The organism is Amycolatopsis sp. DG1A-15b (genome assembly GCF_030285645.1).
Lineage (GTDB): Bacteria > Actinomycetota > Actinomycetes > Mycobacteriales > Pseudonocardiaceae > Amycolatopsis.
This window is the reverse complement of record NZ_CP127296.1, coordinates 4,112,266-4,124,005: the sequence shown is the minus strand read 5'-3', so window position 1 is coordinate 4,124,005 and position 11,740 is coordinate 4,112,266. Positions and strand designations below refer to the sequence as shown.

At 69.4% G+C, this 11,740-nt stretch carries 13 protein-coding genes and 1 pseudogene; 8 read left to right on the top strand and 6 right to left on the bottom strand.

Features of this window, described 5'->3' with window-relative positions:
* Positions 1 to 83 precede the first annotated feature (83 nt).
* From QRY02_RS18795 to QRY02_RS18770, 7 genes and pseudogenes are all read left to right on the top strand, one after another.
* Complete coding sequence (locus QRY02_RS18795; RefSeq protein WP_353069561.1) at positions 84 to 935, top strand: LacI family DNA-binding transcriptional regulator; 852 nt, start codon at positions 84 to 86, stop codon at positions 933 to 935.
* Between the two features lie 873 nt (positions 936 to 1,808).
* Positions 1,809 to 2,210 (top strand): STAS domain-containing protein, encoded by a 402-nt coding sequence (locus QRY02_RS18790; protein ID WP_285992833.1) that lies wholly within the window; start codon positions 1,809 to 1,811, stop codon positions 2,208 to 2,210.
* Complete coding sequence (locus tag QRY02_RS18785; RefSeq protein WP_285992832.1) at positions 2,207 to 3,184, top strand: acyl-CoA desaturase; 978 nt, start codon at positions 2,207 to 2,209, stop codon at positions 3,182 to 3,184. The genes QRY02_RS18790 and QRY02_RS18785 overlap by 4 nt, the downstream gene beginning before the upstream one ends.
* A gap of 55 nt (positions 3,185 to 3,239) precedes the next feature.
* The gene (locus QRY02_RS18780) at positions 3,240 to 3,521 is read left to right on the top strand and encodes an iron-sulfur cluster biosynthesis protein (RefSeq protein ID WP_285992831.1); all 282 of its coding nucleotides are present in this window, start codon (positions 3,240 to 3,242) and stop codon (positions 3,519 to 3,521) included.
* A gap of 345 nt (positions 3,522 to 3,866) precedes the next feature.
* Positions 3,867 to 4,022: pseudogene (locus QRY02_RS48630) on the top strand (helix-turn-helix domain-containing protein); the annotation flags it as partial.
* Between the two features lie 133 nt (positions 4,023 to 4,155).
* Complete coding sequence (locus QRY02_RS18775) at positions 4,156 to 4,452, top strand: hypothetical protein (RefSeq protein WP_285992830.1); 297 nt, start codon at positions 4,156 to 4,158, stop codon at positions 4,450 to 4,452.
* A 42-nt stretch (positions 4,453 to 4,494) separates the two neighbouring features.
* Entirely contained in the window at positions 4,495 to 5,055 is a 561-nt protein-coding gene (locus QRY02_RS18770; RefSeq protein WP_353069271.1) for an oxygenase MpaB family protein, read from the top strand.
* A 45-nt stretch (positions 5,056 to 5,100) separates the two neighbouring features.
* On the opposite strand, the gene QRY02_RS18765 is transcribed toward QRY02_RS18770, so the two are convergent.
* From QRY02_RS18765 to QRY02_RS18755, 3 genes are all read right to left on the bottom strand, one after another.
* Positions 5,101 to 5,799, bottom strand: coding sequence for an SDR family oxidoreductase (locus QRY02_RS18765; protein ID WP_285992828.1), 699 nt, complete (start codon positions 5,797 to 5,799; stop codon positions 5,101 to 5,103).
* A 101-nt stretch (positions 5,800 to 5,900) separates the two neighbouring features.
* The gene (locus tag QRY02_RS18760) at positions 5,901 to 6,767 is read right to left on the bottom strand and encodes an alpha/beta fold hydrolase (RefSeq protein WP_285992827.1); all 867 of its coding nucleotides are present in this window, start codon (positions 6,765 to 6,767) and stop codon (positions 5,901 to 5,903) included.
* 31 nt (positions 6,768 to 6,798) lie between these two features.
* Positions 6,799 to 7,650 carry an alpha/beta fold hydrolase gene (locus tag QRY02_RS18755; RefSeq protein ID WP_285992826.1) on the bottom strand — a complete coding sequence of 284 codons (852 nt, stop codon included), beginning with the start codon at positions 7,648 to 7,650 and terminating at the stop codon, positions 6,799 to 6,801.
* A 373-nt stretch (positions 7,651 to 8,023) separates the two neighbouring features.
* Here QRY02_RS18755 and QRY02_RS48625 point away from each other — a divergent pair, with 373 nt between their 5' ends.
* Positions 8,024 to 8,140: a hypothetical protein gene (locus QRY02_RS48625; RefSeq protein WP_353069559.1), complete on the top strand. Its 117-nt coding sequence runs from the start codon at positions 8,024 to 8,026 to the stop codon at positions 8,138 to 8,140.
* Positions 8,141 to 8,316: 176 nt separating this feature from the next.
* Here the strand turns inward: QRY02_RS48625 and QRY02_RS18745 are convergent, their stop codons facing one another.
* The 3 genes from QRY02_RS18745 to QRY02_RS18735 are packed head-to-tail and all read right to left on the bottom strand — an operon-like array spanning position 8,317 to position 11,683.
* Complete coding sequence (locus QRY02_RS18745) at positions 8,317 to 9,801, bottom strand: class I adenylate-forming enzyme family protein (RefSeq protein ID WP_285992824.1); 1,485 nt, start codon at positions 9,799 to 9,801, stop codon at positions 8,317 to 8,319.
* The gene (locus QRY02_RS18740; protein ID WP_285992823.1) at positions 9,798 to 10,718 is read right to left on the bottom strand and encodes an alpha/beta hydrolase; all 921 of its coding nucleotides are present in this window, start codon (positions 10,716 to 10,718) and stop codon (positions 9,798 to 9,800) included. The genes QRY02_RS18745 and QRY02_RS18740 overlap by 4 nt, the downstream gene beginning before the upstream one ends.
* Positions 10,715 to 11,683 (bottom strand): enoyl-CoA hydratase/isomerase family protein, encoded by a 969-nt coding sequence (locus QRY02_RS18735; protein WP_285992822.1) that lies wholly within the window; start codon positions 11,681 to 11,683, stop codon positions 10,715 to 10,717. Before QRY02_RS18735 ends, QRY02_RS18740 begins: the two co-directional genes overlap by 4 nt.
* Positions 11,684 to 11,740: the final 57 nt, after the last annotated feature.

Here is an 11,740-nt window from a genome sequence, read left to right as displayed (position 1 = left end):
CGGCCGGGCTCGGCGCGCCCTGGACTTCGCCGAAGTCCGGCGGGAAGGTCTGCTTCCAGCGCTCGACCTCGGCGCGGTCGGTCATGAAGGCGGGGAGATTTCGCCGAGGGTGTTGTCGTCCGCGAATTCCGCGGGCCATGTGTGAGAATGTCCGCTCGTTGTGTGACTGGGCGTGCCGGGTGTGGCCGAGGGGGTGCGACGTGACAGCAGGTGATCAGCGAGCCGTCGGACGGCCACGACGCGTAACGCTGGCTGACGTCGCCCGGCACGCGGGAGTCTCGACGGCGCTCGTCTCCATCGTCATGCGCGGCGCCTCCGGAGCCAGTGAGGCGAACCGGCGGAAAGTCCTCCAGGTCGCCAAGGAGCTCGGCTACGTCCCGGACGCCCGCGCTCGGGTGCTGAGGCAGGGTAGATCGCAGCTGCTCGGCGTGATGTTCGGGATTCAGCAGCCCTTCCACGCCGACCTCCTCGAGGGCATCTACGCCGCCGCCGAGGACGCCGGGTACGACGTCGTCCTCAGTGGTATGGCTGCCTCGCGTGGCGAAGAGCGTGCGGTGGACACCCTGCTCGCCGACCGGTGCGAGGCGCTGATCCTGCTCGCGCCCCAATCTCCGCGTGCCTGGCTGGCGGAGCTTGCCGATCGGTTGCCCACCGTCGTGGTGGCGCGCAGCATCGCCGAACCCGGTATCGACGTCGTCCGTACCGCCGAAGCCAAGGGGATCGAGCTCGCGGTCGACCACCTGGCCGAGCTGGGACACGCCCGGATCGCCCACATCGACGGCGGCAACTCGCCCGGCGCCACGGAGCGGCGGAAAGGTTACCGGGCGGCGATGCGGCGGCACGGTCTTTCCGGCGGGGAGTGCATCGTTCCCGGTGGGATGTGCGTGACTGAGCGGTACCCAACCGTGCGGGCCCTCGCGGCATCGCGGACGTAGAACGCGTTCCACCGGAAATTGGCTCCGAAGAGGATTGCAGCACCCGGCACAGGAAGATCGCCGGCCGCTCTGATGCTTCCTTGATCAATTTCGCGTGCTCTCTGTGCACATGAGACTCGCAGTTGGCGGCCAGGCCACCGTCACAGTGCGGGACCGGCCACGCCGGAGCCGAGTCCGGCTGGGTCGGACGATGCGCTCGGCCGCCGCAGTCCGTGCCGGCGGTTCAGGCCGAGCGATGAGGTCCGCGTCGCGCAGGTCGAAGTGGCGGACCGTGGCGGGTAGGCGTGTGCATGGGATCCGCGGTGGGCGGCACGACGCTGCTGGAACACGACTACGTGGCCACCTCCGGTGGGGCGAGCAGTGGTTGGTCGACCCGGCCTTTGCTTCGCCGTTCCTTCACCGCGCGCTGTCTCCGGCGTCGCTGGCCGCGGAGGTTGCCGACAGGGTCGGTGCCGGCGGGCCGGGCAGATGCCCTGTCTCGATCAGCCAACCTGGCTGTCCCCGGTCGTTGACACAAAGCAGAAACCGGCCCGGAAACGCCGCTGTGGCCTCGGCATCGCGGTATGATCCAGGTGACAGCGCCGGAGCGCCCAGCCCCTGCCCTCGCGACGATCGACCGCCAACGACGGCCGCATCTGTCCATCGGCCGCGCGCTCGTCGTCACAGCGGTGAGGATCAGTAGCGGTCGGCAAGTTCAGGAGCCTGATCGTGAAACTCTTAACACTCGATCTTCGTCTTCGTCGTCCATCACCGGCAGTCACGCCACCGGCCATCCCCGCTGCACTCAGTCACACCGGCGGCGGGACGGAGCTCGGTGTCGTCGGGATGTCCGGCGGGCGCGAGCCCCCGATCCGCCGAAACCCCCTGCTGACCGTGGCGACCGAGCAATGCGGGCAGGCGCTGGTGCTCCTCGTGGACGGCGACCTGGACCTGCACACCGCCCCTCTGGTGCACGAGGCGCTCGCATCGGCGTTGAGTCGGAGACCGCGGCGGCTGGTCGTGGACCTCTCGCTGGTGCGGTTCCTGAATTCGGCGGGACTGCAGGTCCTGCTGGCCGCACACCGCCACGCCGCGCCTGACACCGACCTGCGGGTGGTCGCCACCACCCGCGCGACCTGGCGCCCCATCCAGATCACCCGGCTGCACGAACAACTGGCCATCCACACCTCGCGAGCCGAGGCCATCGCCGCGCCCGCCCGGCGCGGAAACGAAGACCGCTCTCCCCTGGGGGAAACCGACCCATCCGTCCCATCGCTCGAATCGGCACCGTCATGACCACGACCGAACACGCCTCGCCGCCACAACCCTTCCCCGCCGGCCCGAAACCCATCCTCTCCGGCGAGCACTCCCGGTCCGAGCTCGTCACCATCCGGATCTTCCTGCTCGCCCCGTTCCTCGCCCTGGTCTCGGTGGTGGTCCTGGTGTGGGGCTGGGGGCTGAGCTGGCTCGACATCGGGATCGCGTCGGGTTTCTACGTCCTGACGACCTTGGGCGTCACCGTCGGCTACCACCGCTACTTCACCCACGGCGCGTTCGCCGCCAACCGCGGCCTGCGCATCGCGCTCGCGGTCGCGGGTGGCCTCGCGGCACAGGGTCCGGTCATCGCCTGGGTGGCCGACCATCGACGCCACCACGCGTTCTCCGACCGCGAAGGCGATCCGCACTCCCCCTGGCTGTTCGGGACCTCGCCGCTGGCGCTGGCCCACGGGTTCTGGCACGCGCACCTGGGCTGGCTCTTCGGCCGTGACAAGACCAATGTCGCCCGGTTCGCCCCCGACCTGGCCGCCGACCCGGACATCCGGATGGTTGACCGCTTGTTCCCGGTCTGGGTCGCTGCGACCGTGCTGGTGCCCGCGGCGCTCGGCGGCGTGATCGGCGGCTCGTGGTGGGCCGCGCTGACCGCGTTCCTGTGGGCGGGGCTGGCGCGGGTGTCCCTGCAGCACCACGTCACCTGGTCGGTCAACTCGATCTGTCACATGGTCGGCACCCGCCCGTTCACCAACCGCGACCGCTCCGCCAACTTCTGGCCGTTGGCGATCCTGTCGATGGGCGAATCGTGGCACAACTCCCACCACGCCGACCCCACCTGCGCGCGCCACGGCGTGCTCCGCGGGCAGGTCGACATCTCCGCCCGGGTGATTTGGGTGTTCGAGAAACTCGGCTGGGCCACCAAGGTCCGCTGGCCCACCCCGCAACGCCTCGCCAGGATGACCGCCCCACGGAGCGACAACGGGAAGCCTGCCGGGTGAACCCCACCATTTCCGCGATCACCGTAGGCAGAAGGCGAGACCGTCGATGTTCACCATGACCGAATCGGCCACCGAAGCGATCAACCAGCTCACCGCGGCCCAGAACGTCCACGCCGAAGGCGGCCTGCGCCTGACCATCGACGGTCCTCCCGAGGAGGCCGCCGAGCTGAAGGTCGAGGTCGCCGCGCACCCGATGGCCGGCGATCGTGTCATCACCACCGCGAGCACGCAGGTGTTCCTGGGCCGTGAGACCCGGGTCCACCTTGCCGACAAGGTCCTCGACGTCCGCAAAGACATCGACGGGCACTACACCTTTTTGATCACGACACCGAGCTGACACACGATCCGGAGACCGACATGCCTGCGAGGGCGCGCGACGACGAGAACTCGCTGATCCACGGCGCGTGGCTGCCGCTGCTTATCGCGCGCGCCGTGATGATCACGTGGCAGCGGGACGGCAGGAGGGCTCGCCGCGCGAGTTCATCGACGCCTGGAGAACGACAAAGCCGCGACGCAACGTGTCTCTCCGGGGCGGCCGTCTTCCTGAACCGCGGCAAGCAGACCACCGCTGGCCCTACGGGTCGACATCGCACTGTGTTCAAGCGGTAGCACAGCGTTGTAGTCCCTTTGAAGTTAGAGTTCTTGCCGCTCTGCTGATCCGGGGTCTCGCGACGACTCGGGTGTGCCGGATGATCCGACGGCGACGCGGATCATCGATGCGGCGATGGCCGAGATCGCGTCCGGTGGTGTGCAGCGGCTGACCGTGGAACAGGTCGCGCGCCGGGCCGGGGTCAACCGGGCCACGGTGTACCGGCGGTTCGGCGACCTCGATGGGGTCCTTGCCGCGATGACGATGCGGGAGGGTGCCCGGATGGCGGCGACGATCCTGCGGGCTGTCGACGGGGTGAGCGAACCGGCCGACCAGCTCGTCGAGGGTTTCGTCGCCGCCATCCAGGTGGCGCGAGCATCCGGTGATCGCCCGCACCGCGACCCGCGAGCCCGGCCGGCTCATCGAAGCCGGCCTCGCCGATGGCGCCGCTCTGCTCGAACTCGGCAGCGGTGTCGCCGCCGGTCTGATCCGCCAAGCCCAGGAGCGAGGCCACGCCACCCATCTCGATGCCGACGAAGCCGGCCAGACGCTGGCACGCCTGTTCTCGGCCTGCGTGCTGCTGTCCGCCGCCGGCGGACTCGATCTCAGCACCGACGACAGCGTCCGCCGCTACGCCCGGCGAACCTTGACACCGATGATCTTCGGCGCTTTCGGCTGAATCCCGTTCCGATCCGTCCGCGACCCAGGGAGATTCCGATGAGTGGCACCGATCACCGCGCCCCGTCCCCGCCGACTACGGCTTCTTCGGACCGGACTCGGTCGCGTGGAAGGTTTTCCGCTATCCGACCACGTTCACGGTCGCGTTCCAGCGCACCGTGGTGAGCGAGATGTTCGAACCGTTCCTCGCGCCCCGGTCAACGACACGCAAGGCGTGATGACCCGCCCGGCCCCGCGCTACGACCGCACGCTGCAGTACATGGCGATGATCGTCTTCGGCGACAGCGAGTCGGTGCTGAAAGCCGCCGACGTCCTGGTCCGGATCCACAGCCGGATCGTCGGCACGGAACCGATCAGCGGACTGCCCTGCAACGCCAACGAGCCCGAAGCGCGCCCCGCGGGCGACGTGGTTGGCGAGGCCCTGGACGGGGCGAGCCTGGCGGCATCAATCGACCGCCTGAGGGTCTCGCCCAGGCCCTACCTGTTGATCTTCGGGTGTGTCGACGAGGCGGTCCCCGGCGAAGGAAGCTGCCCTGGAAATGGGGCCCGTTCGACGATCCACCACGCAAAGCCTGGAGCCGCCGAAGCGCCCATTGCGGAGTAGGCAGCCGAGCTCGTCGACTTGTAAAAGATCAACAGTTCCGGGCGCTCAGGGCAGCTGCGGGTAGATCGCCGAGACACCCCCGGCCAGCGCGGCCTGCGCTTGGCGGGAGGCGTTGTCCGCGAGGATCTCGTAGGTGCCGGCGGCGAGGCCGTCGACGGCGATCCGGGCGATGTCGGCGGGGTCGGACTTTTCCGAGGCGACGTCACGGACCATGCCGGTGTCCATGTAGCCCACGTGCAGCGCAGCCACCCGGATGTGCCGGCCGGCGAGCTGCTGGCGCAGAGCATTGGTGAGGGACCATTCCGCGGACTTGGCGGCGCAGTACGCGCCGGCCTCCGGGAAGCTGACCCAGGACAGTCCGGACAGGACGTTCAGGATCGCACCGCCGCCGTTGGCCGCGATCTGGGGCGCGAAGGCCCGGGTCACTGCCAGAGTGCCGAAGAAGTGGGTGTCCATCTCCACGCGGATGTCGTCCAGGTCGCTGGTGAGCAGATCGGCGTTGGGTGGCGAACCGGCGTTGTTGATCAGGATCGTCACGTCACCGGTGGCCTGGGCGGCGGCCTTGACGGAGGCGGGGTCGATGATGTCGAGCGCGATCGGCTTGGCGCCCGGCAGGTCGACCTGGTCGGGGTTGCGGGCGGCGGCGTAGACCGTGGCGCCGCGGCCGAGCAGTTCGGCGGCGAGTGCCCGGCCGAACCCCCGGTTGGCTCCGGTGACCAGGACGGTGCTGGCGGAGAGGTCCATCGAAAGCTCCTGGTGAACTGAGAAGAGTGATAGGTGGGCTGGCGGGGATCGGCCATGTTCAGTGCCTGGCGCGGCCGACGAGGCCGCCGCCAGGTCCGGCTCTACCGTGCGAGGAATTCGAGTGCCTTCGTCACGAACTGTCCGTGGTACTGGAAGATGCCGCCGTGGCCGGCGTCGGGGTAGATCACCAGTTCGCTGTCGGGCAGGCGGCGGGCCAGGTCGTGGGTGTTCTTCGTCGGGACCATCCGGTCGTGGTCGCCGTTCGCGACGAGCACCGGCTGGTGGATGACGGAGAGGTCGGACGGCTGCGCCAACCCCCAGCGGTGGATGGCGGTGAGCTGGGCACCGTAGGACCTGAGGGAAATCGCCTTGTCCCGGTTGGTTTTGCGTTCCTTCAGGCGGGCCAGGAACTCTTTGCCCGCCCGCTTCCCGTTCGGCGTCCGGGTGAAGAAGAGGAACTGCTTGGGATCCTGGCGCGTGAGCAGTGCCCGGATGGTGTCGAGATGGGAAATCCTGGTCACGTTCTTGATACCCTCGCCACCCGCGGGCCCGGTGCCGGCGATGATCAGCTTGCGGATCAGCTCCGGTTCGTTCTGGGTGATCACCTGGGCGATCATCCCGCCCATGGAGAAGCCGAGGAGGTCCATCTCGGTCAGGCCGAGGGCGCGGATGAACGTGACGGCGTCGGCCGCCATCGCCTCGATGGTCTTCGGGGTGGTGCCGGTGGATGCGCCGACGCCGCGGTTGTCGAAGGTGATGACGCGGTGCTTCGCGGCGATGCCGTCGACGACCCGGGGGTCCCAGTTGTCGAGGACCGCGGCCAGGTGGGTCAGGAAGACGACCGGGACGCCGGTCTTCGGGCCGAGTTCGCGGTAGGCGAAGTCGACGCCGCCGGCGGATACGGTGCGGGTCGGGGCGTCCTGGTAGGAGGCCACCACGTCGTCTCGGGATTCTTGTTCGCTGTTCATGGGTTTGTCCTTCTGTGAATTTCGCGGATGATCAGTGGCCGAGGAAGAGGTTGAGCTGCGCGACGAACTCGTCGATGTGCTGGAACAGGAAGGCGTGCCCGGCGTCGCTGTAGAGCACGAGCGTGGAGTCGGGGACCTGTTCGACCGCCTTGTAGGAGCCGATGGCGGGGATCATCACGTCGTGGATCCCGTTGGCGTAGAGGACCGGCTGGCTGATCGACCGCAGCTCGGCTTTCAGCTGGTCCCATTCCACGGCCAGGAGCCGCCCCACGGCGGCGAGCTGACCCTGGGCGGCGTGCTCCGTGACCGCGGGACCGCCGCTTTCGAGGCGCTTGGCGACCTTGGCCAGGTGCGCGAGCCCGGCGGCGCGGGCCGGTTCGGTCTCGGGGTAGAAGAGGTAGAGCAGGTCTTCGGCGTCCGCGTCCGGCTTGGCCATGATGGACAGCACCCGCTCGCTCATCTCCGGGGTCCCCGGCGCCACGCCCGGCCCGCTGCTGCCCGCCACGACGATCTTGCGCACGAGGTCGGGCCGGCGGAGGGCGACGTGCTGCGCCACGATGCCACCGAGTGACCAGCCGAGCAGGTCGACCTGCGTCAGGCCGAGAGCCTCGATGAACTCGATCGCGCCGTCGGCGAACCCTTCGGACGTGTCGCGCGGCTCGCCACCGGTGTAGCCGATGCCGACGTTGTCGAACAGGATGACGTCGCGGTCCGCGGCGAGCCGGTCGACGAACTCCGGGTCCCACCAGTCGATGGTGCCGCGGAACCGCATCAGCAGGACCAGCGGCACACCACCTCGCGGGCCGGTGCGGCGGTAGGTGAACACCGCGGAGGATCCGGCGGCGGTGTGGTTCTCGAGGGTGTCAGCCGTGTAGGTCGTCATGCTTTATATTATGACCATAATTTAATGAGCGGTGCAAGCTGGAGGGCGATCGAAATGAAGTGACCCCGGCGACAGGGCGGCTCCGTCGCCGCGCGACGCGGACCCGCTTCGCGGCTAAGCGTGCGGCGTGTACACCAGCACGCGGAAGATCTCGGTCAGCGCCGTACGCGGCCCGGCGAGGACCGTCACACGTCCGCCTTTGAGCGCCTGCGACGGAGGCAGCGTCCGAAGCGCGAGGTCGGTGAACGTCTGAAGATCGCAGGCGACCCTCAGCGCCGGGTCGGCCGGCGACGGGCCCGATCTCGGCCGTGTCGAACGATCGCCTGCCCCGGCTTTCGCACTTTCGACCGTCGCGCTCGGCGGCCTCGGCCGCCTGAGGTCCTGGCGACAACGCGGGCGACCGCACCCCGTCACGGTGGCGGCGATGGTGCTCGAAACCGTCGGGATGCCGGTGATGATCGCCTGGCAGAAGCGCATCTCGTCGCGTTGAACGTGAGTTGAACGCTGCGGGCTCAGCGGAAGGTGACCGGCTGAACTCCGCACACCGAAGGCGGCAAGGGGTCCTGGCCACCCCATTCGACCGTCAACAAATCCCGCCTCCACAGACGACGAGGAATCGAGCCTGGCTCGTGACCGGACGCCGCCGATGCTCTCGGCCCGGGCGAACTAGCCCCGTTCCTCGGCTGCTGACCCAGAGGTCGCCGCGTGGCCCGCCCGCAACGCGGGCTTGTCGATCTTGCCGACCGCGTTCTTCGGGATGGCGTCGAGCACAAGCAGCTCGGTCGGTCGTTTGTAACCGCTGAGGCTGTGCGCACAGCGGGCCTTCAGCACGGCGGGGTCGACGGTCCAACCGGGTCGTGGCTGGACGTAGGCGACGACCACTTCTCCCCATTTTTCGTCGGGTACGCCGATCACGGCGGCTTCGAGGACCGCCGGGTCGCCGGCGAGCACGTCCTCGATCTCCTTGGGGTAGATGTTCTCGCCGCCGCGGATGATCATGTCCTTCGAGCGGCCGACCAGGGTCAGGTAGCCGTCGGCGTCCTGGTGGCCGACGTCTCCGGTGTGCAGCCAGCCGTCGACGACGACCCGGGCGGTGTCGTCCGGGCGGCCGAGGTAGCCCCGCATCACGTTCGGGCCACGCACCACGACCTCACCGTCCACACCGGACGGAACTGCGGCGCCGTCCTGGTCGACGATCCGGATTTCCTGTCCGGGGAAGGCGATTCCCACGGTCCCGGGTCGCCGGGGTCCCGCGACGGGGTTGATGGTCGAGGCACACGTCCCTTCCGAAAGCCCGTACCCCTCGATGAGCGGGAACCCGTACCGGGCCTCGAACCGGGCCAGCAGCCCGGCCGACGCGGGCGCCGCACCGCAGATCCCGAACCTCAGGGACGACGTGTCCGGCCGGACGTCCGCGGGCAGCGCGGCGAGCATGCCGTAGATCGTCGGCACCGCGCTGAAGTAGGTCGGGCGGTGCTGCTCGACGACGTCGAAGAAGCTGTTCGGGGAGAACCGGTCGGCGATGACGACGCTCGCGCCCGCCAGCAGGGGCATGAGGACGCTGACCACGATGCCGTTGACGTGGAACAGCGGCAGGATCAGCAGGCACCGGTCGGCCGGGCCGACATCGAGGGCGCGGCGCCCCATGTCGGCCATGGAGTCGAGGTTGGCGTGGTCGAGCATCACGCCCTTCGGGACACCGGTCGTGCCGCTGGTGTAGATGAGCAGGGCCAGTGCAGACGGGTCGGGAACCCGGGTGTGGCCCGGCCTGCCGGGCTCGGTGGGCAGGTCGCCGACGGCGAGTGTGGTGACGTCACCGGCTCCGCTCGCGCCGTCTTCGACGACGAGCAGGCGCGCACCGGAGTCGTCGAGCTGCCGGGCGACCTCGACGTCGGTCAGGCTCGGGTTCACCGGCGTGACGGTCGCGCCGAGCCGCCACGCTCCGAACAGCAGGAGGACGAACTCGAGGCGGTTGGTCAGTTTGAGCGCGACGACGTCGCCTGGGCCGATGCCGAGGTCCCGCAGGTGCGACGCTGTCGCCCGGACCCGGCTGAGCAACTGCGTGTTGGTGAGAAAACGGGTGCTGTCGGATACCGCGGGGCCGTGGGGGTCCAGCTCGGCACGCCGGTCGGGCAGCGAGGCGAAGTTCACGGCGCACCTGCCGTGGTCGCGGCCGCCGGGTTCAGCTGCCGGGTGAGGAATTCCGTCTGGTCGCGGACCAAGGCTTCGAACGGAGCACCGAGGTAGAAGTCGAAATGGCCGGCGTCGTAGGTCTTGATCTCGCCCCGAGGCGCGGTCCGCGCGTAGCGGAGGGTTTGGGCGGGCGGGGTGACCGTGTCGGTGTTGCTGACGCAGAAGAGGATCGGGATGGCGATCTTCTTCGCGGCCCGGCCGGGCCGGTAGCCGGCGATGGTCGGGACGACCCGGGCCGCGACTTCGTTCCGGAAAGTCGTCCCCGCCGGGACGAGCGCCTGGTAGCCGGGCAGCGCGTCCGGAGCGGTCATGAGCGCAGGCGAACCGGGAGCGCCGGCGAGCGGGATCGTCGCCGGCTCAGTGCCGCGGACCGCGGCCACGAGATCCCGCGCGAGGACCGGCGCCAGCTTGAGGGAACCCACCGGGCCCAGCGCGACCGCGGAGGCGAGACCGTCGGTGAACGGGCACTGGGCCACCGCCGCGCGCAGCTCCGGATGGCGTGCGGCGACGGTGATGGCGTGGCCACCGCCGAAGGAGCTGCCCCAGACCGCGACGCGCGAGCCGTCGACGTCGGGCCGGGCTTGGACGTGGGCGATGGCGGCGTCCCAGTCGGCGAGTTGCCGCCGGATGGAGAGCAGCTGCCGGGGCCGGCCGCCGCTGTCGCCGAAGTAGCGGTAAGTGAAGGCCAGAGCGGCGAAACCCGCCTGAGTGAATCGCTCGGCGAACGCGTCCAGCCGCATCTCGCGGGTCGCCCCGAGACCGTGCCCGAGGATGACGACCGGGGGTGACGGGACTCCGGACGGGAGGTAGAGCCAGGCGGCGCAGGTGGTCTCGCCGGAGGGGAAGGAGACGTCGTGCCGGGTGAACGCGGTCATGACTGCGGCACCGCCGATCGACGGGGAACGCTGCCGGTCGCGAGGGCCTCCGCGTAGACGTCCGGGTCGTAGAGCGGGAGTTCGCCGGTGGCCTCGGTGGCTTCCAGGTAGTCGAGCATCAGCTGCTGCCCGTCCGCGGACTGGTCCTGAACGAGGAATTCGCTGCGCTCGACGTGCAAACCTTGGACGAGTGACATCGAGCCACCGAGGTAGACGGCCCGCTTGATGGCCGCGATCGAGGTCTTCGACCGGGACCCGAAGTGCTCCGCGAGCCCGGTCGCGCGCGTGACCACCTCGTCCTGGGGGACGACGTCGTCGACGGCGCCGTTGGCGAGCGCTTCTGCGGGTGTGAAGGGCTTGCCTTCGAGGATGGCGACCAGGGATCGATGGGTGCCGACCAGGCGGGACAAGCGCTGGGTTCCGCCGCCGCCGGGCATGATCCCGAGAAGGATTTCCGGCTGGCCGATGAAGAAGTCCCCGTCGGCCATGACCCGCAAGTCGCAGGCCCAGGCGAACTCCGCGCCGAGTCCGAGCGCCGAACCGTTGAGGGCGGCGACGAAGATGACGCCGCTGGAGTTCATCCGCAGGAACGTGGCGTGCAGGCGGTCGAGCTCCAGCGCACCCCGCAACGGGGTTCGCCGGACCACCGGCTCCACGGCACGGGCCCGGTCCACCCCGCGCGCCATGCGCACCACTGCGGAGGCGCCGCGCCGGCCGAGCGAGGGAACAGCGGCGCCGCCCTCCTGCAGCCACCGGACATCGGCGTGGCTGACGAACCGCTCCGGATGCGCGCCGGTGAAGACGACGGCACGCACTCCGGGGTCGCTGTCGACCCGGTCCACCAGGTCCTCGAGCTGCTGGGCGAGGTCGAGACCGAACAAACCATGGGGGCCGCCGTCGACACGGACGATCAGGACGGCTCCACGGTCCTCCACGTCGAGGTGGCCTTGCTCTGTGTGTGCCATGACGTCTGCTTCCGCCGAATGACTGTAACGAAGTTACACTAGAATGTAACCAAGTTA